This window comes from Streptosporangium sp. NPDC002721 (genome assembly GCF_042888905.1).
Taxonomy (GTDB): Bacteria; Actinomycetota; Actinomycetes; order Streptosporangiales; family Streptosporangiaceae; genus Streptosporangium.
In genome coordinates this window covers 21,032-47,174 of record NZ_JBIAQI010000046.1, presented here as the reverse complement: position 1 = coordinate 47,174, position 26,143 = coordinate 21,032, and the positions used below count along the sequence as shown (strand labels likewise).

The following is a 26,143-nucleotide window of genomic DNA, read 5'->3' as shown; positions in this document are numbered from 1 at the left end:
GTGATCGCGCCGGACGGCAGCTGGCTGGCGACGCTTTCGGGTGATCGGAGTGTGCGGTTGTGGGAGGCCGACGGTGCCGAGCGGGCGGCCCTGACGGGTCACGCGGGGACGGTCCGTCAGGTGGTGATCGCGCCGGACGGCAGCTGGCTGGCGACGCTTTCGGGTGATCGGAGTGTGCGGTTGTGGGAGGCCGACGGTGCCGAGCGGGCGGCCCTGACCGGTCACGCGGGGACGGTCCGCCAGGTCGTGATCGCCCCCGACAGCACCTGGCTGGCCGCCTGCTCCGACGAGGGGACGATCCGGATCTGGCAGTCGGAGCGCGCCACCCGGCAGAGCCGCAGGGGCCGGACCGGGACGGTGCACCAGGTGACGATCTCACCCGAGGGAAGCTGGATCGCCACGCACTCCGGTGACGGGTCGGTGAGACTCTGGAACGAGGACAGGATCGAGGGGGCCACCCTCAGCGTTCCCCTGGAGAACGGCCATCGCGGCACGGTCTCCCCGGACAAGACGTGGCTGGCCGTGTGGTCCGCCGACCACGTCGTCCGGATACGCGGCGCCGGTGGCCGCAGGCGGGCCATCCCCACGGGGCACGCGGGACGCCTGCGCGGGGTGGCGATCGCCCCCGACAGCACCTGGCTGGCCACCTGGTCGGCCGACCGGACCGTACGGCTGTGGGGCGCGGGCGGCAGCAGGAGGGCGGTGCTGACCGGCCACACCGGGCCGGTGCGTGAGGTCGTGATCGCGCCCGACAGCGGCTGGCTGGCCACCTGCTCGGAGGACGGCACCGCCCGCGTGTGGTGGGCCGACGGCACCGAGCGGGCCGTCCTGGTCGCGAACGTCAGGGCGACGGCCCACCTCCTCATCTCCCCGGACGGCGCCTGGCTCGCGACCCTGTCCATCTACGGGAGGATCCAGCTCTGGAGACCGGACGGCCGCAGGTACGCCACCCTGAGGGGCAGGGTGGAGGGCATCGGCGAGATCACCGTGGCGCCGAACGGCAGGTGGTTCGCGATCTTCTCCGCCAACGGGACGGCCGGTCTGTGGGGGGCCGACGGCAGGGCGCGCGCCTCGCTCAAGGGGTGCCCGGGACCGGCCCGGGGGGTGACGATCGCCCCCGACGGCACCTGGCTGGCCGCCTGCTTCGACGACGGCGGCGCCCGTGTCTGGTCGGCGGGCGGCAGGGAACGGGCGAGGCTGTCCGGCGGCGCGGGAAGGATCCGCGGCGTGGCCATCTCCCCCGACAGCAACCTGCTCGCCACGTGCTCCGACGACGGCACCATCCGGGTGTGGGACAGGTACGGCGAGCCGTTCGCCGCCGGGGCCAGGGTCGAGGCGGGCCTCACCTGCCTGGCCTGGTTCCCCAGCGGCTTCGCCCTGGCCGCGGGCGGCGACCAGGGCCTGTACGGGTTCGACCTCTATCCGCCGCCGGAGTAGCGGCCGGCCGTCCTCCCGCCTGGACGGCGGACGCCTGCCCTTCCGGGATGGCCGCCCTCCGTCCTCGGACGCCTGCGCCTGTTCCCCGCTCTGGCAGCGGCCGATGCGGTCGTCGCGAGGTCGTCGGCCGTCACGGAGTCGTCGGCTGTCACGGGGGCATCGGTTGTCACGGGGTCATCGGTAGTCCTCCGGGGCGACGCCGCCGACGCCGTCGCCATGGCGCTGGGTCGCGCCGTAGTAGCCGCCCCAGTCGGGACGGGAGCCGTCGGCGTCGGTGAAGTCGTACTCCTTGACCAGTTGCCAGGTCGACAGCGACCGCCCGCTCCAGCGGTCCACCTCGGGGTCGGCCGCGAGCGCGGCCACCGCGCGGCCGAGGTAGACGGGGGTCTCCGACAGCGCGAAGTAGGGGTCCTGCGCGATGCCGTCGCGCCAGGTGGCCTCGGTGACGCCGAAGTGGTCGAGCATCGCCTCCGACCGCAGGAACCCGGGCGTGATCGCGAGGGCGGTGACGCCGTACGGGCGCAGGTCGCCCGCCTGTGCCCGCGCCATCCGGATGACACTCGCCTTGGCCAGGTCGTAGAAGAAGGTGCCCCGGTACTCCTGCTCGTCGGTGCCGTCGGTGACCTCCACGACCAGGCCGCGGCGGCGGGCCACCATCAGCGGCAGCGCGTGCCAGCTGGTGATGATGTGCGTGTGCACCGCCTGCCGCTGCAGCCGCAGGCCGCCGTCGAGGGGCTGCTCCCACAGCGGCTTGTCCCACACCGTCAGCGGGTCACCGCCCCAGACGTTGTTGACCAGGATGTCGAGCCTGCCGTCCTGCTCGCGGTCGATCCGCGCCACCAGCTCGCGGACCTGGTCGACGTCCAGGTGGTCGGTGGGGACGGCGATGCCGTGACCGCCGGCGGCGGTCACCAGGTCGGCGGTCTCCTCGATGGTCTCGGGGCGGTTCATCGGCGACCTCGCCGCCGCCGTGCTGCGGCCGGTGACGTAGACGGTCGCGCCGGCCACGCCGAGCTGGACGGCTATTCCCCGGCCCCCGCCGCGGGTGGCCCCGCTCACGAGGGCGACCTGCCCCGTCAGCGGTCTGCCTGCCGGTGGATTCGTCACGGGTCTGTCCGTCGCTGATGCGCCTGTCTCTGGTGCGTCTGTCGCTGGTTCGCCTGTCGTCGGTTCGTCTGTCACCGGCTTGTTCGTCACCGGTCCTCCTTGTCGCTCCGGTAGGGGGAGAGCAGCGTGCTCAGGTCTCGGCGGAGCGCCTCGGCCAGCGGCTCCGACCTGGTCATCGCCCAGGTGAGCTGGGTGCCGTTGCGGATGGAGTCGACGGCGGCGGCGAGCGCGTCCACGTCGGCGCCCGCCACCAGGTGCCCGCTCGCCGCCGCCGACCGCAGGCAGGCGGCGAGCTCGGCGCGGACCGCCGCGTCGTGCTCGCCCAGAAGCGCGCGGAACTCGGGGTCGGCCAGCTCGAAGTGCAGGAAAGCCAGGTGGTTGGCGAACTCCTCCGGCCCGACGTCGGGCCCGGCGCTGCGCACCACGGCCCGGATCAGCCCCTCCACCGGGTCGTCGGCGGAGTCGAACGCGGTCCGCATCCGCTGGACGAACGCCTTCCCGGCCAGGCCCCACCGGACGAATCCGAGCAGCAGGTCGCGCTTGCTGCCGTACCGTCCGACGAGCACGCCCGTCGACACCCCGGCCTCCCCGGCGACGTCGGCCAGCGTCAGCCGGCCCGGCCCCACCCGTCCGATCGCCACGGCGAGCGCGACCATGATGCGCTCCTCGCTGATCGTGCGCGGCCGTCCCGCCATGGACCCTCCCCATTAAATAATGAACAGTCATTATTTATAGCACGCGACGACGGTCCCACTCGATCGACCGTCACGGCCCGCCGCGGGGCGCCGGTGCGTCAGGGCGCCCCGCGGCGGGGGTCCTTCAGGGGGCGGCGAGCTCCCCGGCGAGGGCGGTGGCCCGTTCGGGGGAGAGCCGCCCGTCGGCGACCACGACGGTGATCGCGCGCTCCAGCCGGTCGGGGACGGTCAGCGGCGCGTCCCAGGCCAGGGCCGGTCCGACGCCCGGATACTCGGCGACGCGGACGAACCACGGGTCGAGCCCGAGGGTCTGCACGAACAGCAGGCTCCAGTCGTCACAGGTCAGCGCGAGCCAGGGCGAGAGGCTGCCGTGCACGGCCCGCTCGCCCGAGGCGCCCTCGGCGAGGACGTCCAGCCCGGGGGAGTCCTTGGGCGCGCGCCAGAAGAACCCGCCGTAGCCGGCGCCGGTCCGGCCCTTGCAGGCCGAGCTTTGGATCGACAAAGGCTCGCCGGTCCGGTTGTCCAGAGTGAAGGCGAAGTCCAGGGCCCAGGCGTCCGGCAGGGTGCGGGCCACGAGGGTCCGCTCCTCGGCGGCCAGGACGGTGCCGTCCGGGCCGACCCAGTCGAGCAGCTCGGCGAAGCCGCCGTCCACCGGGCGCAGCGAGCGCCGCCGCTGCCGCCCGTGGTTGGGCAGGATCTTCGGGCCGACGCCGGGCACGTAGGTGGAGCCGCCCCAGAAGTTGACCCCGTTGACGTCCGAGATCGCCACGCCCGCCCCGAAGTGGTGCACGTGGTCGGCGGGCTGGGTCTCGGTCACGACCGTGCCACCGAGGGTGCGGACCGGGTGCAGGTGGGGCCGTGGCGCGTCCGTCGGCTGGAGGTCGCCCCGCTGGGTGTACGTCGCGACCTCCCGCGACCCGGCGCGCAGCGACGACTCCGGCCAGGTGCTCGGCAGGGGAGCGAGGCCCCCGGGGAAGCTCGGCAGGGAGGCGAGGCTGCCGGGGAAACCGACCTCCGACAGGGTCCTCAGCTCCGCCGCCGCGCGTACGGCCAGGACGTCGATGCCCGGCAGCACGAGCCGGGACGGCTCGACGCGGGCGCCGTCGACGGGCAGCGGGTCGGGCGCGCGCCGGATCTCGTCGAGCAGCCGGGTGAAGCCGCCGGTCCGCTCCAGCGGCACCAGCAGCTCCTCGCCCTCCCCGATGTGCGCCAGGAGGTTGTCCAGGAGGTCGACCCTGCCGAAGCCGGTACGGACGCCGTCCACCTCGATCTCGTCGAGGGTGTAGAAGAGCAGGGCGGAGCGGGTCTCGCCGTGCAGGTGCAGGTAGGGCTCGGTCCTGCGGTCGCCGCACAGGCTCACGGTGATCGCGATGACGGTTCCGTCGGCGAGGCGGACCCGCGCGCTGGAGGTGTCGTCGCAGGAGATCGCGTTGGCCCGGTACAGCTCCAGCTCGATCTCCTCGACGGAGGAGACCGCGTCGGCCCCTGCGACGGCGAGCGCGGTGGCCACCGCGTGCGCGAACGGGTTGGTCAGCGCGCCGTCCATGACGTCCACGCCGTCCAGCCGCCGGTGCCCGGCCCAGGGCGCGCGCGAGTAGTAGGTGAACGGGCGCGTCCAGGACCCTGCGACGCCGATGGCGCGGATCGGCTCGCCCAGCAGCCCGGCCGCCGCGGGGACGGCGGCCGAGCCGAGCGACTGGAAGCCGACCTGGCAGGCCAGTCCCGTCTCGGCCACGGCGGCGGAGATCCGCTCGAACTCCTCCACCGACGGCGCGGGCGGCTTCTCCAGCAGCACGTGCGCCCCGGCCCGCAGGGCCGCGACCGCGAGCGGCGCGTGGGTGTGGATCGGTGTCGCGATCACCGCGACCTCCGCCCCCGTCGCGGCGATGAGTGACGGCAGGTCCGCCGAGAACGGCACGTCCAGGCCGGGCGCCGGGCGGGTGTCGCAGACCCCGGCGAGCTCGGCCCGGCCGGTCGCGGCGAGCCGCCGGACGTTCTCCACGTGGTTCCGTCCGTGGCCGTGGATTCCGGCGACCACGACGCGCGCCGGCTTCATGGCATCCACCTCTGGTTTCGTCCGTGGCCGTGGATTCCGGCGACCGCCACGCGCGCCGGCTTCATGGCATCCACCTCTGGTTTCGTCCGTGGCCGTGGATTCCGGCGACCGCCACGCGCGCCGGCTTCATGACACCCACCTCGTCGGTGCCCCGGTCGCCCGCAGTTCCGGCCCGGTGACCTCCACGGGGAGGGGGTGGGCGAGCAGCCCGAGGTCGGTCAGCGCGGCGTCCTCCACCATCTCCACCATCGCGGGATGGTGCAGCGCGAGGGCGAGCTGCCCCGACAGCTCGGTGAGCAGATGCGGATATATCGGGACATTGAAGGCGCGGGCCAGCTCGGCGATCCGCAGGAACGGCGTGATCCCGCCGACCCGTACCAGGTTCGGCTGCAGGACGTCGCAGGCGCCCGCGGTCAGCAGGTCGCGGAACCCGTGGACGGTGGCGACGTTCTCGCCGGCCGCGACCGGGACGCCGACGCCGCGGCGCAGCTCCACCTGGGCGGCCAGGTCGTCGGCGGGCAGCGGCTCCTCGATCCAGAACAGGTCGTACCTCTCCAGGGCCCGCAGCGCGGTCCGGGCCCGGTGCAGGTCCCAGCGCTGGTTGGCGTCGATCATCAGCAGCCGGTCGGGGCCGATCACCTCGCGGACCGCCGCCACCCGCTCGACGTCCTCGGCGAGCGAGGGGCGGCCGACCTTGACCTTGACCGCGGTGTACCCGGTGGCGACCCAGCGCCCGGCCTGCGCGCGGAGCTCCTCCAGGGGGTAGTGGAGGTTGACCCCGCTGCCGTAGACGGGGACGCTCTCGCGCCGCGCGCCGAGGACCTCGGCCAGCGGGCGCTCGCCGCAGCGCAGGTCCCACAGCGCGAGATCCACCCCGGCCAGGGCGATGGGCACGATCCCGGACCGGCCCGCCTCGCCGAGATGGGCCGAGAGCCGGTCCCACACGAGCTCCGGATGCGCGGGCAGGCCGACCACCGCGTCGCGGACGTCGTGCTCCAGCAGGGCCTTGATCGCCTGGGCGCCGATCTGAGGCGTCCACGACAGGCCGGTGCCGTGCCGCCCGTCGTCCAGCGTGATCGTGACGAGCAGCGCGTGGTTGCAGGGCACGTCCGCGCCCCAGGGCCGGGCCAGCGGCACCGACCGCAGTGAGACCGTCAGATCCTTGATCATGACGCGACCAGGGCGAGCCCCGACTTGATCAGCGCTTCGAGCTCGGCCTCGTGCTCGGGCGCCACGGGGACCAGCGGCGGCCGGACCGCGCCCGCGTCCAGCCCGCGCAGCCGTACGCCCGCCTTGACCAGCGAGACCGCGTAGCCGGGCACCTTGGAGCGCAATCGCACCAGCGGCGCGTAGAACTCGGTGAGCAGCCGCTCGTCGCCGTTCAGGTAGGCGTTGGCGATCTCGGGCGCGAAGCAGAACACCGCGCTGGAGTACAGGCCGACGCCCAGGGCCCGGTAGGCGGGCTGGGTCAGCTCGGCGGTCGGCAGCCCGTTGAAGAACAGGAAGTCCGGGTGGGCCTCCCGGACGGCGAGCACGATCCGCTGCATCCGGTCGATGTCGCCGAGGCCGTCCTTCAGCCCGATGACCCCGGGGATCCCGGCCAGCTCGACGGCCGCCTCCGGTTCGAGCGCGATCGGCCCGCGCTGGTAGATGATCACCGGGAGCTCGGCGGCGATCGTCCGCACGTACTCGGGGAAGCCGGGCCCCTGGGCGAGGTAGGGCGGCATGAGCAGCAGCCCGGAGGCGCCCGCCTCGCGGGCGGCCCGCGCCTGGGCGAGCGCCGCGCCGATCGGCCCGCCCGCCCCGGCGAACACCGGGGCGGCCCCGGCCGTCGCCTCCACCGCGACCCGGACGACCTCGGCGTGCTCGGCCTCCGACAGCGCGGTGAACTCGCCGGTCCCGCAGGCGGCGAACACGCCGCCCGGCCGGTGTTCGAGCCCCCGCCGGACGTGGTCGGCCAGCACGCCGGGCGCGAGCCCGCCGTCCGGGCCGAAGGGGGTCACGGGAAAGAACAGGACACCATCGAGGTTCATGATCAGGGTCTCTCTTTCGGGAGAGGTCAGGAGAGTTCGGTGCGCCAGCTGCGCTTGGCGGTCCAGCCGAGCAGTCGCTCCGCCTTGGCGGAGGAGAAGGCGGGGGCGGTGCCGGTCAGGTGGGCGGCGAAGGACTTCGTCTCCGGGATGACGGCCGGCAGCAGCTCGGCCAGCGGCTCGCGCGCCAGGGCGTCGGCGGCGCCCGCGAAGAAGATCTCGCCGTTCGTCTCCAGCAGGGGGAGCCTGGTGAGCAGCGTGTCGACGAAGTCGCCGGCGTCGCGGGCGTCGAGATAGTTGAACAGGGAGAGCCCGCCTATCTCGGGCCGGTCCAGCCGCTCGGTGATCGTGTGCCCGGACTGGGTGGGCGCGCCCTCCCACTCCTCGGGCGCGACGACGAAGCAGGGGCGGAACGCGGCGATCCGGGTGGTCTCGGTGGTCCGGGCGAACGACAGCACGGTCTGCTCGGCCACCACCTTCGACAGGTTGTACGCGTTCCAGGGCCTGGTCGGGTGGTCCTCGTCCAGGGGCAGGTAGGCGGGGGTCCAGCCGCCCGGCGCGCCGTACCCGATCACCGTGGGGCTGCTCGCCACGACGAGCTTCTCCACGCCGAGGCCGACCGAGGCCGCGCACAGGTTGAAGGCGAGCTGGGTGTTGACGCGGAAGGTGGTGGGCTCGGACCGGGTGAACGGCACCGCGATGGCCGCCAGGTGGACCACCGCCTCCGGCCGGAACCGCGCGATCACCGAGTACGCCTCACCCAGGTCGGTGAGGTCCGCGGGAAGGGTCGAGGCGGCCTCGGGCGGGGTGCCCGGCGCGCTGTCCACGCCGATCACCTCATGTCCGGCCGCCGCGAGCGAGGTGACCACGCTGCGGCCGAGCCGGCCCGCGCTGCCGGTGACGAGCACTCTGCTCACCGTGTGGACTCCTTCTGGAGACTGCAATCAGTTGCAGTAAACAATCGCGTCCGGCGGGACAATACGTCAAGTGAGCGGGGTCAATCACCGGCAACCGGTCTCAGGATGGTTGACCGACCTGCAAACGATTGCGTTAGGGTGTGCGGCATGTCAGTGACCATCCGGGACGTCGCCCAGGCGTCAGGCGTTCATGTGTCGACGGTCTCCCGGACCTTCTCGGCGCCCCATCTGGTGAACGCCGAGACCCGGATCCGGGTGCTGGCCGCGGCCGAGCAGCTCGACTACCGGCCCAACCGGGCGGCCCGCTCGCTCAAGACGGGCCGCACCAACAACATCGGGTTGATCGTGGCCGATCTGGCCAACCCGTTCTTCCCCCCGCTGATCAAGGCCGCGCAGGCCGCCGCCCGGCGCCAGGACTACCACCTGTTCGTCGCCGACACCGGCGAGGACCCCGTGGAGGAGGAGAACCTCGTCCTGGCCTTCTCCAAACAGGTCGACGGCATCGTGCTGTGCAGCCCGCGCCTGTCCAACAAGGCCCTGGAGAAGCTCTCCGAGCAGGTCTCGTTCGTGCTGGTCAACCGGCGCATCCGCGGGCTGACCACGGTCGTCATGGACGTCGCGAACGGCGCGCGGGCCGCGCTGGAGCACCTCGTGGGGCTCGGCCACCGGCGCGTCGCCCTGGTGGCGGGCCCCGCCGGCTCCTGGACCAGCGGCGAGATCCGCAAGGCCGTCTCGGAGTTCCCCGGTCTCGACACGGTCGTCATCGGCCCCAACTCCCCGACCGAGGAGGGGGGCATCGCCGCCGCGCCCAGGGTCGCCGAGGCGGAGGTGACCGGCGTGCTCGCCTACAACGACCTCGTCGCCATCGGCCTCATCGAGGGGCTGGAGGTGCTGGGGGTCCAGGTGCCGAACGACATCAGCGTGATCGGCTTCGACGACAGCATCACCGGACGGCTGCACCGTCCCAAGCTCACCACGGTCGCGATGCCCGCGAGCGACGCCGGCCGGATGGCGGTGGACCTGCTCATCCAGTCGATGAGCGCGGCGACCGTCCTGGAGACCCATCTGGTGGTCCGGGAGTCCACCGCACCACCGGCACGAGTCCACCGCGCCACTTAGCCCTGCTTGTGCGGGTCCGTCGCGTTGCTTGGTTCTGCCTGTGCGAGTCCGTCGCTTCGCCTTGCCTGTGCGAGTCCGTCGTGTCGCTTGGTTCTGCCCGTGTGAGTTCGCTATGTCGCTTTCCTGCCCGCGAGGGTCTGTCACGTCGTTTGGCCCTGCCTGTGTGAGTCGACCGCGCCGCTCGGCCCCGCCCGCTGTCCGGTCGCCCGTGTCCACCCGGCCCTGCCTGTCGCCCGCGTCGCCCGCGTCGCCCGGCCCGCCTGCCGTTCGGTTGCCCGGACGTGCGGGCGATCTCTCCGCGTACGTGCCGTGCCTGAACCGGACGCCCTGTCCGGAGGGCGGCCACCAGGCGCTTCGTGCTCGTCGTGCCCGGAGCGGACCACGATCCGTTACTGCAATCGGTTGTACTAACTCGTGCTCGGGCGAGATTTTTCCGTTTGGCCTCCGACGGGCGATATCCCGCCTGAGCTGCGATAACGATAAAACCGAAGGTTACGATTCGTGAGCTAGCTCACTGCAAAGGGTTGACGTTCTAGTTTGTGAAGCTATAGGAAAAGCGCATCCCATTCACCAACTCCCCGAAGGGCCAGTGATGACGCTGAGTCCCGCACCGGCGGGGACGACCGAGGTGCCGGTCGCGCCCCCGAAAAAGGCGGACGCTCCCCACCCCGGGCGCCTCAAGAGTCACCGCAGCCGAGCGCAGGCGCGGGCGGCCTATCTGTTCCTGGCTCCCTGGTTCATCGGCCTGTTCGCGATCACCCTTGGCCCGATGATCGCCTCGCTCTACCTGTCGTTCACGGACTACAGCCTGCTGACCGAGGCCAAGTGGGTCGGGTTCGCCAACTACGAGAAGATGTTCACCCAGGACGACAGGTTCATGGCGTCGCTGCAGGTGACGACCACCTACGTGCTGGTGTCCGTCCCGCTGCAGCTCGCCTTCGCCCTGGCGCTGGCGCTCGTGCTGGACAAGGGCCTGCGCGGCCTGCCGTTCTATCGCTCGATCTTCTACCTGCCGTCGCTGCTCGGCGGCAGTGTCGCGATCTCGATCCTCTGGCGGAAGATCTTCGGGACCGACGGCATCGTCAACTCGTTCCTCGGCCTGTTCGGCTACGAGGGGCAGGGCTGGGTGACCAGTCCCGACACCGCGCTGTGGACGCTGATCGTCCTGCACATCTGGACGTTCGGCGCCCCGATGGTCATCTTCCTGGCGGGGCTCCGCCAGATCCCGCAGAGCCTGTACGAGGCGGCCTCGGTCGACGGCGCCGGCCGGTGGCGGAACTTCCGCTCGATCACCCTGCCGCTGCTCACCCCGATCATCTTCTTCAACCTGGTGCTGGAGGTGATCAAGTCGTTCCAGTCGTTCACCCAGTCGTTCATCGTCAGCGGCGGCAACGGCGGGCCCGTCGACTCGACCCTCTTCTACACGCTCTATCTCTACATCAAGGGCTTCAAGAACTACGAAATGGGTTACGCGGCCGGAATGGCCTGGGTGCTGTTGCTCATCATCGCCGCGCTGACCGGTGTCAACTTCCTCATGTCTCGATTCTGGGTTTTCTATGGCGACGAGAAGTAAGCGGGTGCCGGTCCTGTTCCGGCCCGCCCCGCGCGCGCTCAGGCACCTGCTCCTCATCGGCGCCGGGCTGTTCATGCTCTACCCGCTTTTGTGGATGGTCTCCAGCTCGTTCAAGCCCGAGGAGCTGATCTTCCGGGAACCGGGGCTGATGCCGACCGCGGTGACGACCGAGAACTACACCGACGGCTGGGACGCCCTCAAGCACTCCTTCGGCTACTACCTGTGGAACTCGGCGGTCCTCACCGCGCTGGCGGTGCTCGGCAACCTGATCGCCTGCTCGCTCGCGGCCTACGCCTTCGCCCGGCTGGAGTTCCCGCTGAAGAAGATGTGGTTCGCGATCATGCTCGGCTCGATCATGCTGCCGCACCACGTCACGGTCGTCCCGCAGTACATCGTGTTCGCCAAGATCGACTGGATCAACACGATCTGGCCGATCGTCGCGCCGAAGTTCCTCGCGACCGACGCGTTCTTCATCTTCCTGATGGTGCAGTTCATCCGCACCCTTCCCCGGGAGCTGGACGAGGCGGCGGCGATCGACGGCGCGGGCTACTGGCGCACGTTCGTCCAGGTGATCCTGCCTTTGTGCGTCCCGGCGCTGGCGACCACCGCGATCTTCACCTTCATCTGGACGTGGAACGACTTCTTCACCCAGAACCTCTATCTGACCAACTCCGACAACCTCACCGTCCCCGTCGCGCTCCGGCAGTTCATGGATTCCAGCGGCGAGTCCTCCTGGGGCCCGCTGTTCGCGATGTCGATCATCTCCCTCGGCCCGATCTTCGGTTTCTTCCTCGCGGGACAGAAGTATCTTGTCCGAGGCATGGCGACCACCGGTCTCAAATAAACCCCTCCCATCCCCCATCCCCCCGGAGGTATCTCGATGAAGCGCATCCTGGCGGCCACCGCCGTCACCCTGTTAGCCGTGTCGGCCACCGCGTGTGGCAGTGACGGCGGCAGTGAAACCGACGGGAAGACGAAGGTCGTCTTCTCGTACTGGGGCAGCGACGCCCGGCAGAAGCTGACGGAGTCGGCCATCGCCGCGTTCGAGAAGAAGAACCCGACGATCGACATCGAGGGCGACTTCTCCGACTGGGACAGCTACTACGAGAAGCTGGCGACCAAGACCGCGGCCGGTGACGCCCCGGACGTCATGTCCATCGAGATCCGCGGCCTGGCCGAGTACTCCGGCCGCGCCACCCTCGCCGACCTCAAGGGCAAGGTCAACACCGCCGACCTCGACCAGGAGGTGCTCAAGGCCGGTCAGGTCGACGGCAAGCAGTACGCCATCCCCACCGGCGTCAACACCTTCCCGATGATCGTCAACAAGGCGACGGTGGAGAAGGCCGGCCTCAGGGTCCCCGACGACACGACCTGGACGTGGGACGAGTACATCACGCTCGCCCAGCGGGTGACCCAGAAGGGCGACGGCAAGGTCTGGGGCACCGAGTACAACGAGAACCCCGCCTTCCTGCAGCTGTTCGCCGCCCAGCGCGGGGAGCAGTTCTACCAGAACGGCAAGATCGGCCTGTCGGAGCAGACCATCAAGGACTGGTGGGCCCTCCTGCAGAAGATCATCTCCACCAAGGCCGGTCCGGACGCCGCCCTGATGCTGGAGACCGGCACCAAGGTCGACCAGGCCCTGCTCGCCACGAACGCCAGCGCGTTCGGCAGCTGGTGGAGCAACCAGCTCACCGCGCTGAGCAAGGGCTCCGGCCAGGAGCTCGACCTGCTGCGGATGCCGAAGGCCGAGGGCGCGACCACCGCGGGCATGTTCCTGCAGCCGGCGATGTACTACACGATCTCGTCCAAGACCGAGAAGGCCGACGCCGCCCAGAAGTTCGTGGACTTCCTCGTCAACGACCCCGAGGCCGGTGCCATCCTGCTCAGCGACCGCGGCCTGCCGACCAACGCCAAGGTCGTCGCCGCCATCAAGGACAAGCTGACCCCGACCGACCAGAAGGTGCTCGCCTTCATCGACTCGATCAGGAGTGAGCTGAGCCCGATCTCGATCCCGCCGAAGGGCGCCATGGAGATGGAGGACATCCTCAAGCGCGCCAGCGACTCGGTGCTGTTCGGCAAGGCCACCCCGGACGACGCGGCCAGGGCCTTCCTCGCCGAGGCCAACGCCGCCATCACCAAGTAGCCGGCGGTAGCCGGGACCCGTTGACGTGCCGTACGGCTCGCGCCGAGCCGTACGGCACTCCTGTCTTCCCCTTATGGAGTGCTTGATGCGATACGCCTTCGTCGGGCTCGGTCACCGCGTACAGCTGTACATCGACGCGCTGCTCGGCGAGTGGAGCGACACCGGTGAGATCGTCGCCCTCTGCGACGTGAACCGGACCCGGATCGGTTACTACCTCGACCGGATCGGGCACGAGGTCCCGTGCTTCGCGCCGGAGGAGTTCGGCGAGATGCTCCGGCTCGCGGACGCCGTCGTGGTCGCCACCGTCGACGCCACCCACGCCCGTTACGTCGTCGCCGCGCTGGAGGCGGGCAAGGACGTCATCGTGGAGAAGCCGCTGTGCACCACCGCCGAGGACTGCGCGGCCATCGTCGAGGCCGCCGAGCGGAGCACCGGACGGCTCGTCGTCACCTTCAACTACCGCTACTCGCCGCGCAACAGCGCCGTCCGCCGGCTGGTCGCCGACGGGGCGATCGGCGACGTCACCTCCGTGCACTTCGAGTGGGTGCTCGACACCATCCACGGGGCCGACTACTTCCGCCGCTGGCACCGCGACAAGGCCAACTCCGGCGGCCTGCTGGTGCACAAGTCCACCCACCACTTCGACCTGGTCAACTGGTGGCTCGCCGACACCGCCCGCTCGGTCTACGCCCGCTCGGCGCTGCGGTTCTACGGGGCCGGCAACGCCCGCGCCCGCGGCCTGCGCGACCGGCCGGGACGCGCCCACGGCGCGCCGGGGCTCGGCACCGACCCCTACCTCCTCGACATCTCCGCCGACCCCCGGCTCAAGCGCCTCTACCTGGACGCCGAGCACGAGGACGGCTACCTGCGCGACCAGGACGTGTTCGACGAAGGCGTGACCATCGAGGACAACATGGCCGTCCTCGCCGGATACTCGCGCGGCGCGACGCTCACCTACTCCCTCAACGCCCACGGCCCCTTCGAGGGCTACCGGGTGGCGATGAACGGCACCGAGGGACGGCTGGAGCTGGAGGTCGTCGAGCGCGCCTGGACCCCGCCGCGGGCCGCGATCGACCCGACCGCCTCCGACAAGGCGCACGCCACCGGCGCCTTCGAGCGGCTCGTCCTGCAGCGGCACTGGCACGAGGCCGAGGAGGTCGCCATCCCCTCGGGCACGGGCGGCCACGGCGGCGGCGACGCCCTCATGCTGGACGACGTCTTCCGCGGCGCGGGGGACGACCCGCTGGGCCGCCAGGCGGGGTACCGGGCGGGGGTCGCCGGCGTGATGGTCGGGGTCGCGGCGAACCGGTCCGCCGCGACCGGCGCCGCCGTCCTGCTGGAGGACGGGGGCACCCGGTACGCGGACTGACCTCCGGTGTCCCGGCCGGTCCAGGTGTCCCGGTGGCCGTCGTAGAGTGGGCCGGTTCGCAGGACTTTTTACGGGAACGGGTGGAAATCCATGGATGAGAAGCTGACGTTGATGGCCGTGCACGCCCATCCCGACGACGAGGTGATCAGCACCGGCGGGATCCTCGCCAGGTACGCGGACGAGGGCGTCCGTACCGTCCTGGTCACCTGCACGAACGGCGAGCAGGGCGACGGCCCCGGCGGGGTGAAGCCCGGGGAGCCCGGCCACGACGAGGCCGCGGTACGCGCGCTGCGGCTGGAGGAGCTCCGGGAGTCGGCGGCCCACCTGGGGATCTCCCACGTGGAGCTGCTCGGCTACCGCGACTCGGGCATGGTCGGCTGGGCCGCCAACGAGGCGCCCGAGTCCTTCGTCAACGCCCCCTTCGAGCAGGCCGTCGGCCGTCTCGTCGCGCTGATGGAGCACTACCGCCCGCAGGTCGTCGTGACCTACGACGAGAACGGCGGCTACGGCCACCCCGACCACATCCAGGCCCACCGGATCGCCCTCGCGGCGGTCGAGGCCAGCGGCATCCCCGGCAAGCTCTACTACACGGCCGTGCCCCGCGAGCGGATGGCCGAACTGTTCGAGGTCCTCCGCTCGACCGGTGATGCCCCCGAGGGCTTCGAGTTCCCCGACGACTTCGGGGTCCCCGAGGAGCAGATCACCGCCGTGGTCGACGTGACCGACCAGGTGGAGCGCAAGCGCAAGGCGCTGGAGGCGCACGGGAGCCAGGGCGACGGCGCCTTCTTCCTGAGCATGCCCGCCGAGGCCCGGCACCGGGCGTTCGCGCAGGAGGCCTTCATCCGCCACATCAACCACGTTCCCGCCGCGGCCGACCGCGAGGACGACCTCTTCGACGGCCTGCGCTAGGGAGGCGCCCCGGGGGAGGGGGCGGCGGGGAAGGGGGCGGCGGGCCGGCCGCCACGAGCGGGCCCGTCGAGCGGCCGTTGGGTGACCGTCGAGCGGCCGTTGAGCGATCACCGCGGGCCTTCGAGCGACCGTCGAGCGATCGCTGGGGCCCGTCGAGCGGCCCTCGGGGACCACCGCAGATCGTCGAGCGGCCCCCGAGGACTACGGTGTCATACCGAAGTCCAGAAAAACCTGGTTAACCGCTTCTCATCACCTTTACGATCTTTTCTCTGGTATGCAACTCTGCAAACCCGGGGGAGTAAACGGCATGCGTGATCGAAGGCTCCTCGCGCTGATCTTCTCCGCGACCGCGATCCTCGTCTTCGGCGTGTACGGGGTGGTGGCCTCCCAGGGGGCGGTGGAGGCCTCGCCGTCGTCGCGTCCCACGCCCGCCGGCGACGCTGACGACTCCGACGACTCCGACGACTCCGATACCCCGGAGGCCAGGGCGACCGTGACGAGGGCCGGGGAGTCGCCCCGCCCCGTACCCGTCTCCCCGCCGCCGAACCTGGTCACGCTCACCCCGGTCACGCCGACCCCGCAGGGCGGGCCCGGGACGGTCGCGGCGAGCTACCTGACCGCCTGGCAGTCCGGCGACATCATCGGCATGACGGGCATGGTCGTCGACCCCCCGGCCGACTTCGGCCTCCGGCACCGCGGGTTCGACGCCGACCTGCGGGTCTCCTCGCTCTCCCTCACCCCCGGAGAGCTGCGTCTGAACGGTGAAGAAGCGGCCGAGATGTCCTTCAAGGGGGTGCGGCAGGTCACCGGGCTGGGCGACTGGCCGTTCGACTCCGTCCTGCGCCTGGAGCTGCGGTTCGGGGTGTGGAAGGTGCGCTGGAGCCCCGAGACGATGCACCCCTCCCTGAAGAACGGCGGGAGCCTGCGGCTGAGGCAGACCGAGGTCCGGCGCCCGGCCACGCTGACCCGGGAGGGGAAGCCGTTCCCGCGCGACAGCAGGGCGGGCCACTACTTCGGCGGGCTGAGTGACACGGCGGTCGACCTGAAGCTGCAGGAGGAGCCCTCCGGCCAGGTACTGCTGGCCTCACCGCCCCAACCGGCGTCGGGGACGAGGACCACGATCTCCGAGGCCGTGCAGGCCGCCGCGGCCCGCGCCCTGGACGGTGTCGGGCAGCCCGCCGCGATCGTGGCCGTGGACGTCCAGACGGCCCAGGTGCGCGCGGTGGCGGACACGCTGGGCGCCAAGGGGGCGTTCAACGGCCTCTACCCGCCCGGCTCGACGTTCAAGGTCGTGACCGCCGCCGCGCTGCTCCGTGCCGGCCTGACCCCGGACTCGCCGGTCGCCTGCCCGGCCAACTACACCATCCCGAACGGCAGGAGCTTCAGCGACTCCGACGGCGTCGACCACGGCGACGTGCCCCTCACCACGGCCTTCGCGCTCTCCTGCAACACCACCTTCGCCCAGCAGACGTACGAGCGGCTGCGCGACGACCGGCTGCGCGCCGAGGCGGCCGACCGGTTCGGCTTCCGGGAGAAGCCGGGGCTGAGCTCCTGCCGGATCCAGCCGTACGGAAGTCCGGACCAGCTGGGGTCCGACGCCATCGGCCAGAACTCGGTGCAGGCCAGCCCGCTCTGCATGGCCGAGGTCGCCGCCGCGGTCGCGAGCGGGGTGTGGAAGCCCGCGATCCTGACCGAGGAGCCTCCCGCGGACTCCCCGGCCCCGGTGCCGCTGGACGAGGGGGTGGCCGCGAGCCTGCGGACGATGATGGGCGCCGTGGTCACCCAGGGAACGGCCTCCCAGGCCGGGCTCCCGCCGGGCACCGCGGGCAAGACCGGTACCGCCGAGGTCGAGAACGACGGGGACCACGCCTGGTTCATCGGCTACCGCGACTCCCTGGCCTTCGCGGTGTTCGTCCGGAACGGCGGCGCCGGGGGTAAGGTCGCGGCGCCGATCGCCGCGAGGTTCCTGAACGCCCTCTGACACCTTCCTGTGCCTTCCGGCGCCTTCCCGGGGCGACGCGCTCCAGGGACAAGGGCGCGGGAGAGCGGGCCATCGTGCGTTCCGGGGGCGAGGAACGGGCTACCGTACACAGGGTGTACGTGAAGATCTGCGGGCTGCGCGAGCCCGGTCATGTGACGGCCGCCGTCGAGGCGGGAGCCGACGCCATCGGGTTCGTCCTCACCAGGAGCTCGCGGCGGGTCACCCCCGCGCGGGCGAGGGAGCTGGCCGCCGAGGTGCCCCCGCACGTGCTGACCGTGGGGGTGTTCGCCGGTGAGCCCACCGAGGAGGTCAGGGCGGTCACGCTGGAGGCGGGACTGCGCGCCGTCCAGTTGCACGGCGATCACCCGCACGAGGACTTCACCGCGCTGAAGGACCTCGGCGTCACCCTGGTCCGCGCCGGTGCCGCGAGCACCGACCTGCGCTGCGGTGCCCTTGACGAGGACCTGCTTATCGTCGACGCGCCCAGGCCGGGCTCGGGGGAGCCCTGGGACTGGGCGGCCGTACGCGGGCGCCCGGCGGGCCGCTGGATGCTGGCCGGGGGGCTGGACCCGTCGAACGTGGGGGCGGCGATCGCCGCGGCCCGGCCCTGGGGAGTCGACGTGTCGAGCGGCGTGGAGACCGCGCCCGGCGTGAAGGACTCCGCTCTCATCAGGGACTTCGTCACCGCCGCCCGCGACGCCTGAGCACCGGGCCGGGAGCCCGGTGCCCGGTCAGCGGGTCTCGGGCAGGGGCTCGGCCAGCTGCGGGTAGAGCGCGGTGAGGTCGCCGGAGAGTCCGGCCTTGACGTTCGCGCTGATCTCGTCGGCGAGGACCTCGTACCGCCCCGCCTCCACGCCGTCGAGGGCGGCGCGGGCGACGAGCGAGGGGTCGGTCTTGGGCGTGCTGATGTGCGCGGCCATGTCGGTGTCCATGTATCCGACGTGCAGGGCGGTGACCAGGGTCTTCTGGTCGGTGAGCCCCAGGCGCAGCGCGTTGGTCAACGACCAGGACGCCGCCTTGGCCGCGGAGTAGGCCGTGCTACTGGGGAGCGCGAACCAGGACAGCACCGACAGGACGTTGAGGACGGCCCCGCCGCCGTTGCGGGCGAGGATCGGAGCGAAGGCCCGGCTCATGGCGAGCGTGCCGAAGTAGTGGGTCTCCATCTCGAGCCGGAAGGCGTCGAGGTCCCCGTCGAGAAGCCCCGCCTTGGTGGAACTTCCGGCGTTGTTGACGAGCAGGGTGACGTCCTGGGCCAGGTCGGCCGCCGCGCGTACGGCCGCCGGGTCGGTGACGTCCAGCGCGATGGGCACAACGCCGGGAGTGGTGATCGTGTCGGGGTTGCGCGCGGCGGCGTAGATCTTCGACGCGCCGCGTTCGCGGAGTTCCTGGACGAACCGCTCGCCGAGTCCGCGATTACTACCGGTGACGAGAGCCACAGAGCCGTTGATGCGCATGATTTCCCTTACGTGGATGGTGGGCGAGGACGCCGCGAGATGGTTCCCACGTCACAGGGCCATCGTAGAGTTTCCCCCCCTGAGTTGGTATATCCAACCTAGCAACCTGAGTTGGAAAAACCAACTTGGTAGAGGCTGGAGTCGTGTCCGTGGAGACGGGCCGTGCATCCGAGTCGGAGACGGATCGTTGCCAAAGTCGTCAACTGTGTTTACTATATAGACAACCTCATTGACGATATCGCCTCAACACGCGATCGCGGAGCCCGCCTTCCGAGGGCTCGGAGAATCCAGGAGAAGATCCCATGTCCACTGATGTCCACGCCGTTTTCGTCACCCACACCGCCGAGAGCGCCCCGCCCGAGGCCCGCTCCACCGTCGAGGGTGTGCGGCGGAAGTTCGGCCACGTCCCCACGGCGGTCGGCCGGATGGCCACCTCCCCGCAGCTGCTCAAGGGGTTCCTGGCGGCCAGTGCCACCTTCGAGCAGACCACCCTCGACCCGGTCGACCGCGAGATCGTCATCATGACGGTCGCCACCCGCAACGGCTGCCAGGTCTGCGTGGCGATGCACACCGCCACGCTGGTCAGGCTGGAGGCCCGGCCCGAGGTCGTCGAGGCGCTCCGGGCCCGGCGCCCCCTCCCGGACGCGCGCGCGGAGGCGCTCCGGTCGTTCACCCTCGCCGTCATGGACCGTCACGGCGCGGTCGGCGACGAGGAGACGCGGGCGTTCCTCGACGCGGGCTACAGCGCGCGGAACGCGCTCGACGTGGTCCTCGGCGTCGGCGCGTACACGATCTCGACCTTCGCCAACCGGCTGATCGACGCCCCCCTCGACCCGCCGTTCCACGCCTTCGCCTGGGACGGTGACGACTGGGACGGTGACGACAGGTGACCCCGGGGCACCGGCGGCGGGAGGCCGGTCTCGCTCCGGTGCGCGACGGTGCCCGGCAGACACAGGTGCCAGGCAGGCACAGGTGCCAGGCAGGCACAGGTGCCAGGTAGGCACAGGTGCCAGGCAGGCACAGGTGCCAGGCAGGCACAGGTGCCAGGTAGGCACAGGTGCTCGGCAGGCACACGAGCGCATTTATCAAGAAAAATCGTCGTCATTCACATCCGTTTCCCGCAAACGATCACCCTTCGCGCGTTCCACCCCGGCGGACACGGGAACGAACACCGGGTCAGCTGGACGACATATCGCCAGGTGGTGAGGCACCCGCCGGCACCGGCGGGTGGCTTCGCGCCGGGCTCCAAGGACGTGACGCATGCATATCGATCTCACCGGCAAGACGGCGCTGGTCAGCGGATCCACCCAGGGCATCGGGGCGGCCATCGCCGCCGGCCTCGCCCGGGCGGGCGCGACGGTGGCCGTCAACGGCCGTAAACCCGACAAGGTGGAGGCCGCCGCCGACGCGCTGCGCGCGGAGGTCCCCGGCGCGCAGGTCGTCCCGCTCGCCGCCGACCTCGCCACCGAGGAGGGCGCGGACCGCGCCGTGGACCTCCTGCCGGACGTCGACATCCTGGTCAACAACCTCGGGATCTTCGAGTCGAAGGACGCCCTGGAGATCACCGACGACGAGTGGCGCCGCTACTTCGAGGTGAACGTCCTGTCGGCGGTCCGCCTCACCCGCGCCTACCTTCCGGGGATGACGGCCCGCTCCTGGGGACGCGTCCAGTACATCGCCAGCGACTCCGCGATCGTCACCCCCATCGAGATGATCCAGTACGGCATGTCCAAGACCGCCCTCCTGGCCGTCTCGCGCGGCTTCGCCAAGAAGGTGGCGGGCAGCGGCGTCACCGTCAACTCGGTGATCGTCGGTCCCACCCGCACCGGCGGCGTGGAGGACTTCGTCTACGGGCTCGTCGACCGGAGCCTGCCCTGGGAGGAGGCCCAGCGCGTCTTCATGCTGGAGCACCGCCCGCAGTCGCTCCTGCAGCGGCTGATCGAGCCGGAGGAGGTCGCCAACATGGTCGTCTACCTCAGCTCGCCGCAGGCCTCCGCCACCACGGGCGGCGCCCTCCGCGTCGACGGGGGATACGTCGACGCCATCCTCCCCTGAGCACGGCGAGCGATGCCCCGGCTCTTCCGGCGGGCCGCCGACCGGCTGACCGAGGCCGCTCCCGGCTGGCTGGTCGAGACGGTCAGGCCCGCGCCCGCCGCGCTCCGATGGTGGCCGATGCTGCGCATGGCCGTGGCTGTGACCGTCCCGCTCCTGTCGGGGTTCGCCTCGGGGAACGCGGTGGCCGGTCTGATGCCCGCCATGGGCGCCATGAACGCCGGGCTGGCCGACCGGGGCGGCCCCTTCCGGGTCAGGATCACCCGGATGGGCGCGGCCGGTGCCGCCGGGGCGCTGGGGTACCTCATCGGGGCCGCGGTCCACGGCCACGGCTGGTGGATCGTCCCGGTCCTGGTGGCCGTCTCCGTGGTGTCGGCGTCCATCAGCACGAGCGGCGCCACGGGTTCGGCGGCAGGGCTGCAGCTGCTGGTGATGACCGTGATCGCCACCGGCGTGAGGCTGCCGGGACCGCCGGACGCGAACGCGCTGGCGTTCCTGCTGGGCGCGCTCTGGGTGATCGTGCTGGGGGTCGCCGACTGGCCGTTCCATCCCAGGGCCCCGGAGCGGGCCGCCGTGATCGCGGTCTACACGGCTCTCGACCGGCTGTTCACCGAGCACGACGCCCCCGCGCTGAAGGAGTTCGACACCGCTCTCAAGGGCGGCTACGACGTCGTGCTCGGCGCCCGCTCCCCGGCGGGAGGGCTGGATCCCGACCGGACCCGCCTGATCGCCCTGCTGAACCAGGCCTCGCTGCTCCGCAACGCCCTGCTCTCGCTGCGCTACGAGCGACGCGAGCCGCCCGGCGAGCTCGCGTCCGCCCTCAGGGCCGTCGCCGCGGCGCTCGGCGGCGGGCCCCACCCCCGGGTGCCGCCCCGCGGGCCGTACGACTCGCCTGCCGCGCGCGCCCTGTGCTCCGCCGTGCGGGGGGCCGTCGAGCTGGTGTCCGGGGCCGAGGTCGCGGCGGAGCAGCTGCCGTACGAACCGGTCGGCTACCGTTCCCGGCTCCGGGACGCGGTGGAGCGGATGTGGCGGGGCCACCTCGTCCGCGTCTACACGGTCAGGCTCGCGCTCTGCATGGGCGTCGCCGCCACGCTCAGCGGGTTCGGCTGGTTCGAGCGGTCGTACTGGATGATGCTCACCGTCGCGCTGGTGCTCAAGCCCGACTTCGGGTCGGTGTTCGCGCGTGCCGTGCAGCGCGCGCTCGGGACCGTCGTGGGCACGCTGATCGGCACCCTCGTGCTCGTCCTGGTGCCGTACGGCCCGCTGCTCCTGGTCCCCATCGCGGTGTGCGCGGCGCTCCTGCCGTACGGCCTGCAACGCAACTGGGGACTGATGTCGACCTTCCAGGCGCCGCTGGTCCTGCTCCTGGTGGACCTGCTGACGCGCGGGGGCCCCGGGCTGGGCGCGATCCGGCTGGTGGACACGACGATCGGATGCGTGATCGTCCTGGTGCTGGGATACCTGCCGTGGCCGGCGAGCTGGGAGGCGCCGGTCGGGCCGAGGTTCGCCGACGCGGTGACGGCCACCGCCGACTACCTGCGGCACGCCTTCGACGCCGAGCACACCGGCAGGGCGCGGCTGCGTCGCAGGGCCTACGACACCCTGGCCGACCTGCGGACGGTCTTCCAGCGGGCGATATCCGAGCCGCCCGTGATCAGCAGGCGCGTCACCACCTGGATGCCCGCGATGGCCGCGCTGGAACGGGTGGCCGACGAGACCGCCATCACCGTCGCGTGCACCGAGCGCGGCGTGCCGCCACCGCCCGAGGAGGCCGTCCGGGTGCTGGCGGACGCCCTGGAGAGGATCGCCGCGGACGTCCGCGAGGGGCGCGAGCCGGCCGACCCCGGGTCCGGTGAGGAGGAGAGCCTGGAGCGGGTCGACTCCGCGGTCCGCTGCCTGCGCGACACGGTCTCCGGAAAGCACTCGTGCTGACCGGGAACCGCGTCCCGCGAAGGCGGCGAGAGCTACAGGAAGAGGCTCAGGAGCAGGACGAAGACCAGGCCGGTCACCGAGATGACCGTCTCCATCACCGACCAGGTCTTGATGTTCTGGCCCACGGTGAGCCCGAAGTACTCCTTGACCAGCCAGAAGCCCGCGTCGTTGACGTGGGAGAAGAACAGCGATCCCGCGCCGATGGCGAGCACGAGCAGCGAGGTCTCCCCGACGCTGAGGTTGGCGACCAGCGGGGCGAGGATTCCCGAGGCGGTGACGGTCGCGACGGTCGCCGAGCCCGTGGCCAGCCGGATGAGCACCGCGACCAGCCAGGCGAGCAGCAGCACCGACAGGCCGCTGTTCTCCACCCAGGTGGCGATGAGGTCGCCGATCCCGGTGTCGATCAGCGTCTGCTTGAAGCCGCCGCCGGCGGCCACGATGAGCAGGATGCCCGCGATCGGCGGCAGCGACTGCTCCAGGGACTTCGCGACGGCCTTCCTGTCCATGCCGGCGCCGAGGCCCAGGGTGAACATCGCCACGATGACGGCGATGAGCAGCGCCACCAGCGGCGTGCCGAGGAAGTCGAGCACGGTGCGCAGGACGTTGCCCTCGGGGGCGAGGATGTCGGCGAGGGCCTTGCCCATCATCAGCACGACCGGCAGCAGCACGGTGGCCAGGGTGACGCCGAACGACGGCCGCCTGGTGTCCTCGGCCGGGGGCCGGGTCTCGTAAAGCTCCGGTGCCGGTACGTCCACCCAGCGGGCCGCGTACTTGGCGAACAGCGGCCCGGCGATGGCGACCGTCGGGATGGCGACGAGCACGCCCAGGCCCAGCGTGATGCCGAGGTCGGCCTTGAGCGCGTCGATGGCGACCAGCGGGCCCGGGTGCGGGGGGACGAGCCCGTGCATCACGGACAGGCCCGCGAGCGCGGGGATGCCCACCCGGATCAGGGAGACGCCGGAGCGGCGCGAGACCAGGAAGATGACCGGCATCAGCAGTACGAGGCCGATCTCGAAGAACATCGGCAGGCCGATCAGCGAGCCCACCGCGGCCATCGCCCAGGGCAGGGAGCGGGGGCTGGACCGGCCGACGATCGTGTCCACGATCTCGTCGGCCCCGCCGGAGTCGGCGAGCAGCTTGCCGAACATCGCGCCGAGCGCGATGAGCGTGCCGACACCGGCCGCGGTGCTGCCGAACCCGTCGGTGAAGGCGGCGATGGTGTCGGTCATCGCCAGCCCCGCGACGGCCCCGACCGCGAGCGAGCCGAGGGTGAGGCTCAGGAAGGGGTGCAGCCTGAAGTACGTGATCAGCACGACGATCAGCGCGATGCCGACGAGCGCGGCCGGGACGAGCCTGCCGGGGGAGGTGGCGGCGGGTTCGGCGAGCGCGGTGAGGAGGGGGCTCACCTCGCGCTCCCGGCCTCGCCGGTGCCCCGGTTCTCCGGCGTGGCCGTCGTCCGGTCCGTCGCGGCGAGGTAGGCGTCCACGAGCTCGTCGACGGACCTGGCGAAGTCGAGGACGATCCCCTGCTCGTCGGGCTCCAGGGGCTCCAGGGTCCTGTACTGCGACTCGACCAGCGAGGCGGGCATGAAGTGCCCCGGGCGACCGGCCACCCTCCGGCGTACGGCGTCCATGTCGCCGTGGAGGTGGACGAAGGTCACCGTCGGCGCGGCCTCCCGCAGGATGTCCCGGTAGCTGCGTTTGAGCGCCGAGCAGCTCGCCACGCCCCCGGTGGCGGCGTGCTCGGCGAGCCAGGCGCCGATCGAGCGCAGCCAGGGCAGCCGGTCCTCGTCGTCGAGGGGGATCCCGTCCGACATCTTGGCGATGTTGGCCTCGCTGTGGAAGTCGTCGGCGTCGGCGAACGGCAGTCGCAACCGCTGGGCGAGGGCGGCGCCCACGGTGGTCTTGCCGGAACCGGTCACCCCCATGACGACGAGCAGCGCGGCGCCGGGGGGTGGTGCGGCGGGATCCTGAGCGGGGTTCATGGCGACGGCCTCCCATGTCGATCTTCACGACAGCCTGGCTGGATCGTTGATCTCTAAAGGCTGTAAAGCATCTTTTATGCTGTTATGTCCTCATTTGGGGTGTTTAGTCGCAGCAGAGAGCAACGACCGAACGAGTAGGAGACTGCACCGGAGCGCCACGAATAAACTCGGCGCGCCGGTCGCGCTGAGTGATCTCGTCGCCGGTCACGTGCCCGGGGCAGGGCCGCCCCGGGGAGGGCGTCAGGGTTTGCGGGCGACGCCGCAGAACTGGGAGACCTCCGCGGGCTCGCCCCACGGGGTGTGTTCCGGGCGCCAGCGCGAGCAGGAGACCACCCCGGGCTCCAGGAGGTCCAGGCCGTCGAAGAACGAGGCGAGGTGGCCGCGGTCGCGGGCCACGATCGGGGTGCCGCCCCGTTCCATGAACTGCCGCATCGCCTCGTGCATCGCCTCGCCGTGAACCTCCGCGGTGGCGTGCGCGATCACCAGGTAGCTGCCCGGCGGGACGGCGTCGACCAGGGCCTGTACGACCTTCGCGGCCTCGTCGTCATCGGTGAGGTGGTGCAGGATGCCCAGCAGCATCAGCGCGACGGGCTTGGTGAGGTCGAGGGTCTCCGCCGCCGCCCGCAGGATGTGGTGGGGGTCGCGCAGGTCGGCGTCGATGTAGGTGGTGGCGCCTTCGGGGCTGCTGACGAGCAGGGCGCGGGCGTGCACCAGGACCAGCGGGTCGTTGTCGACGTAGACGACCCGCGAATCCGGGGCGAGCCGCTGCGCCACCTCGTGCGTGTTGTCGGCGGTGGGCAGGCCCGTGCCGATGTCGAGGAACTGGCGGATCCCGGCGTCGGCGACGAGGTGCTCGATGCAGCGGCCGAGGAACGCCCGGTCGGCGCGGGCCGAGTCGACGATGCCGGGGATGAGCCCCTCGACCATGTCCCCGGCCTCGCGGTCGGCGGGGTAGTTGTCCTTCCCGCCCAGCCAGTAGTTCCAGATGCGGGCCGAATGCGGCCGGTCGGCGTCGAGCTCCACGGGCTGCCAGTCAGACTCGCGAGAGGTACTCATGGGGGCGAAATCCGTTCATGAGGTATTCGAATCGGATGGGATGGTAGGTAGTTGATCACAAGCGCGATGTTCGGGGCAAATCAACTACGCATCCACAGTGGTCGTGAAACCCGCATGTAGCTGCCATTTCGCACGATGGGGAACGGCGGCCCCCGATGCCCTGCGGGGCCCGAGAAAGGCGACAGTCCGGGCGGGGGCCCTGTCGTCCCCGCGCGGACACTTCCCCTCTTCACAGGCGCCGTTCACCTCGGGCCCGCTCATGATCGGGCCTGTCGCCTCGCGGCGGAGGTGGCGGGATACGGGAAAGAAAACAAAGCATTCTTGTACGG

Annotated in this window: 22 protein-coding genes; 12 read left to right on the top strand and 10 right to left on the bottom strand. The window is 71.3% G+C overall.

The features are described 5' to 3' along the window. Positions 1–1,437 (top strand): WD40 repeat domain-containing protein (locus tag ACFYWM_RS41475; protein WP_389926320.1); only part of this gene is annotated, 1,437 nt, incomplete at its 5' end. A 174-nt stretch (positions 1,438–1,611) separates the two neighbouring features. On the opposite strand, the gene ACFYWM_RS41470 is transcribed toward ACFYWM_RS41475, so the two are convergent. The 6 genes from ACFYWM_RS41470 to ACFYWM_RS41445 form a co-directional block, all read right to left on the bottom strand. After that, positions 1,612–2,544, bottom strand: a complete 933-nt coding sequence (locus ACFYWM_RS41470) for an SDR family oxidoreductase (protein WP_389926317.1) — start codon at positions 2,542–2,544, stop codon at positions 1,612–1,614. 86 nt (positions 2,545–2,630) lie between these two features. After that, positions 2,631–3,239 (bottom strand): TetR/AcrR family transcriptional regulator, encoded by a 609-nt coding sequence (locus ACFYWM_RS41465; RefSeq protein ID WP_389926314.1) that lies wholly within the window; start codon positions 3,237–3,239, stop codon positions 2,631–2,633. A 124-nt stretch (positions 3,240–3,363) separates the two neighbouring features. Further along, the gene (locus ACFYWM_RS41460; protein ID WP_389926311.1) at positions 3,364–5,295 is read right to left on the bottom strand and encodes a DUF6807 family protein; all 1,932 of its coding nucleotides are present in this window, start codon (positions 5,293–5,295) and stop codon (positions 3,364–3,366) included. A gap of 126 nt (positions 5,296–5,421) precedes the next feature. Then, positions 5,422–6,465 (bottom strand): mandelate racemase/muconate lactonizing enzyme family protein, encoded by a 1,044-nt coding sequence (locus ACFYWM_RS41455; RefSeq protein ID WP_389926308.1) that lies wholly within the window; start codon positions 6,463–6,465, stop codon positions 5,422–5,424. After that, on the bottom strand, positions 6,462–7,328 hold the full coding sequence (locus ACFYWM_RS41450) for a 5-dehydro-4-deoxyglucarate dehydratase (protein WP_389926305.1): 867 nt from the start codon (positions 7,326–7,328) through the stop codon (positions 6,462–6,464). Before ACFYWM_RS41450 ends, ACFYWM_RS41455 begins: the two co-directional genes overlap by 4 nt. 26 nt (positions 7,329–7,354) lie before the next feature. After that, entirely contained in the window at positions 7,355–8,242 is an 888-nt protein-coding gene (locus tag ACFYWM_RS41445; RefSeq protein WP_389926302.1) for an NAD-dependent epimerase/dehydratase family protein, read from the bottom strand. A 147-nt stretch (positions 8,243–8,389) separates the two neighbouring features. Here ACFYWM_RS41445 and ACFYWM_RS41440 point away from each other — a divergent pair, with 147 nt between their 5' ends. The 8 genes from ACFYWM_RS41440 to ACFYWM_RS41405 all read left to right on the top strand — a co-directional run bounded on the left by ACFYWM_RS41440 (position 8,390) and on the right by ACFYWM_RS41405 (position 18,040). Further along, on the top strand, positions 8,390–9,361 hold the full coding sequence (locus ACFYWM_RS41440) for a LacI family DNA-binding transcriptional regulator (RefSeq protein ID WP_389926299.1): 972 nt from the start codon (positions 8,390–8,392) through the stop codon (positions 9,359–9,361). 592 nt (positions 9,362–9,953) lie between these two features. Further along, positions 9,954–10,934: a carbohydrate ABC transporter permease gene (locus ACFYWM_RS41435; protein WP_389926296.1), complete on the top strand. Its 981-nt coding sequence runs from the start codon at positions 9,954–9,956 to the stop codon at positions 10,932–10,934. Continuing rightward, positions 10,918–11,778: a carbohydrate ABC transporter permease gene (locus ACFYWM_RS41430; protein ID WP_389926293.1), complete on the top strand. Its 861-nt coding sequence runs from the start codon at positions 10,918–10,920 to the stop codon at positions 11,776–11,778. Before ACFYWM_RS41435 ends, ACFYWM_RS41430 begins: the two co-directional genes overlap by 17 nt. A gap of 36 nt (positions 11,779–11,814) precedes the next feature. Beyond that, complete coding sequence (locus tag ACFYWM_RS41425) at positions 11,815–13,077, top strand: ABC transporter substrate-binding protein (protein ID WP_389926290.1); 1,263 nt, start codon at positions 11,815–11,817, stop codon at positions 13,075–13,077. A gap of 85 nt (positions 13,078–13,162) precedes the next feature. Further along, positions 13,163–14,446: a Gfo/Idh/MocA family oxidoreductase gene (locus tag ACFYWM_RS41420; protein ID WP_389926286.1), complete on the top strand. Its 1,284-nt coding sequence runs from the start codon at positions 13,163–13,165 to the stop codon at positions 14,444–14,446. 90 nt (positions 14,447–14,536) lie between these two features. Then, positions 14,537–15,355: a PIG-L family deacetylase gene (locus ACFYWM_RS41415; RefSeq protein WP_389926284.1), complete on the top strand. Its 819-nt coding sequence runs from the start codon at positions 14,537–14,539 to the stop codon at positions 15,353–15,355. A gap of 307 nt (positions 15,356–15,662) precedes the next feature. Then, positions 15,663–17,336: a penicillin-binding transpeptidase domain-containing protein gene (locus tag ACFYWM_RS41410; protein WP_389926282.1), complete on the top strand. Its 1,674-nt coding sequence runs from the start codon at positions 15,663–15,665 to the stop codon at positions 17,334–17,336. Positions 17,337–17,449: 113 nt separating this feature from the next. Beyond that, positions 17,450–18,040 carry a phosphoribosylanthranilate isomerase gene (locus ACFYWM_RS41405; protein WP_389926279.1) on the top strand — a complete coding sequence of 197 codons (591 nt, stop codon included), beginning with the start codon at positions 17,450–17,452 and terminating at the stop codon, positions 18,038–18,040. Between the two features lie 27 nt (positions 18,041–18,067). Here ACFYWM_RS41405 and ACFYWM_RS41400 read toward each other — a convergent pair whose 3' ends face one another. Continuing rightward, the gene (locus ACFYWM_RS41400) at positions 18,068–18,790 is read right to left on the bottom strand and encodes an SDR family oxidoreductase (RefSeq protein ID WP_389926276.1); all 723 of its coding nucleotides are present in this window, start codon (positions 18,788–18,790) and stop codon (positions 18,068–18,070) included. Between the two features lie 302 nt (positions 18,791–19,092). Here ACFYWM_RS41400 and ACFYWM_RS41395 point away from each other — a divergent pair, with 302 nt between their 5' ends. From ACFYWM_RS41395 to ACFYWM_RS41385, 3 genes are all read left to right on the top strand, one after another. After that, a complete protein-coding gene (locus ACFYWM_RS41395) occupies positions 19,093–19,680 on the top strand; it encodes a carboxymuconolactone decarboxylase family protein (protein ID WP_389926273.1) in 588 nt (195 codons plus the stop codon). 370 nt (positions 19,681–20,050) lie between these two features. Continuing rightward, positions 20,051–20,845, top strand: coding sequence for an SDR family NAD(P)-dependent oxidoreductase (locus tag ACFYWM_RS41390; protein WP_389926270.1), 795 nt, complete (start codon positions 20,051–20,053; stop codon positions 20,843–20,845). 12 nt (positions 20,846–20,857) lie between these two features. Further along, a complete protein-coding gene (locus ACFYWM_RS41385; protein WP_389926267.1) occupies positions 20,858–22,774 on the top strand; it encodes an FUSC family protein in 1,917 nt (638 codons plus the stop codon). 32 nt (positions 22,775–22,806) lie between these two features. Here the strand turns inward: ACFYWM_RS41385 and ACFYWM_RS41380 are convergent, their stop codons facing one another. From ACFYWM_RS41380 to ACFYWM_RS41370, 3 genes are all read right to left on the bottom strand, one after another. Further along, positions 22,807–24,180 (bottom strand): GntP family permease, encoded by a 1,374-nt coding sequence (locus ACFYWM_RS41380; RefSeq protein ID WP_389926264.1) that lies wholly within the window; start codon positions 24,178–24,180, stop codon positions 22,807–22,809. Beyond that, positions 24,177–24,758 carry a gluconokinase gene (locus ACFYWM_RS41375; protein ID WP_389926262.1) on the bottom strand — a complete coding sequence of 194 codons (582 nt, stop codon included), beginning with the start codon at positions 24,756–24,758 and terminating at the stop codon, positions 24,177–24,179. The genes ACFYWM_RS41380 and ACFYWM_RS41375 overlap by 4 nt, the downstream gene beginning before the upstream one ends. Before the next feature lie 240 nt (positions 24,759–24,998). After that, complete coding sequence (locus ACFYWM_RS41370; RefSeq protein ID WP_389926259.1) at positions 24,999–25,814, bottom strand: SAM-dependent methyltransferase; 816 nt, start codon at positions 25,812–25,814, stop codon at positions 24,999–25,001. Positions 25,815–26,143: the final 329 nt, after the last annotated feature.

What these genes read in the sequence shown, in the direction of transcription:
- ACFYWM_RS41465 (WP_389926314.1), bottom strand. Translation starts at nt 3,239, where the DNA reads ATGGCGGGACGGCCGCGCACGATCAGCGAGGAGCGCATCATGGTCGCG.
- ACFYWM_RS41460 (WP_389926311.1), bottom strand. Translation starts at nt 5,295, where the DNA reads ATGAAGCCGGCGCGCGTCGTGGTCGCCGGAATCCACGGCCACGGACGG.
- ACFYWM_RS41455 (WP_389926308.1), bottom strand. Translation starts at nt 6,465, where the DNA reads ATGATCAAGGATCTGACGGTCTCACTGCGGTCGGTGCCGCTGGCCCGG.
- ACFYWM_RS41450 (WP_389926305.1), bottom strand. Translation starts at nt 7,328, where the DNA reads ATGAACCTCGATGGTGTCCTGTTCTTTCCCGTGACCCCCTTCGGCCCG.
- ACFYWM_RS41440 (WP_389926299.1), top strand. Translation starts at nt 8,390, where the DNA reads ATGTCAGTGACCATCCGGGACGTCGCCCAGGCGTCAGGCGTTCATGTG.
- ACFYWM_RS41435 (WP_389926296.1), top strand. Translation starts at nt 9,954, where the DNA reads ATGACGCTGAGTCCCGCACCGGCGGGGACGACCGAGGTGCCGGTCGCG.
- ACFYWM_RS41430 (WP_389926293.1), top strand. Translation starts at nt 10,918, where the DNA reads ATGGCGACGAGAAGTAAGCGGGTGCCGGTCCTGTTCCGGCCCGCCCCG.
- ACFYWM_RS41425 (WP_389926290.1), top strand. Translation starts at nt 11,815, where the DNA reads ATGAAGCGCATCCTGGCGGCCACCGCCGTCACCCTGTTAGCCGTGTCG.
- ACFYWM_RS41420 (WP_389926286.1), top strand. Translation starts at nt 13,163, where the DNA reads ATGCGATACGCCTTCGTCGGGCTCGGTCACCGCGTACAGCTGTACATC.
- ACFYWM_RS41415 (WP_389926284.1), top strand. Translation starts at nt 14,537, where the DNA reads ATGGATGAGAAGCTGACGTTGATGGCCGTGCACGCCCATCCCGACGAC.
- ACFYWM_RS41410 (WP_389926282.1), top strand. Translation starts at nt 15,663, where the DNA reads ATGCGTGATCGAAGGCTCCTCGCGCTGATCTTCTCCGCGACCGCGATC.
- ACFYWM_RS41400 (WP_389926276.1), bottom strand. Translation starts at nt 18,790, where the DNA reads ATGCGCATCAACGGCTCTGTGGCTCTCGTCACCGGTAGTAATCGCGGA.
- ACFYWM_RS41395 (WP_389926273.1), top strand. Translation starts at nt 19,093, where the DNA reads ATGTCCACTGATGTCCACGCCGTTTTCGTCACCCACACCGCCGAGAGC.
- ACFYWM_RS41390 (WP_389926270.1), top strand. Translation starts at nt 20,051, where the DNA reads ATGCATATCGATCTCACCGGCAAGACGGCGCTGGTCAGCGGATCCACC.
- ACFYWM_RS41385 (WP_389926267.1), top strand. Translation starts at nt 20,858, where the DNA reads ATGCCCCGGCTCTTCCGGCGGGCCGCCGACCGGCTGACCGAGGCCGCT.
- ACFYWM_RS41375 (WP_389926262.1), bottom strand. Translation starts at nt 24,758, where the DNA reads ATGAACCCCGCTCAGGATCCCGCCGCACCACCCCCCGGCGCCGCGCTG.
- ACFYWM_RS41370 (WP_389926259.1), bottom strand. Translation starts at nt 25,814, where the DNA reads ATGAGTACCTCTCGCGAGTCTGACTGGCAGCCCGTGGAGCTCGACGCC.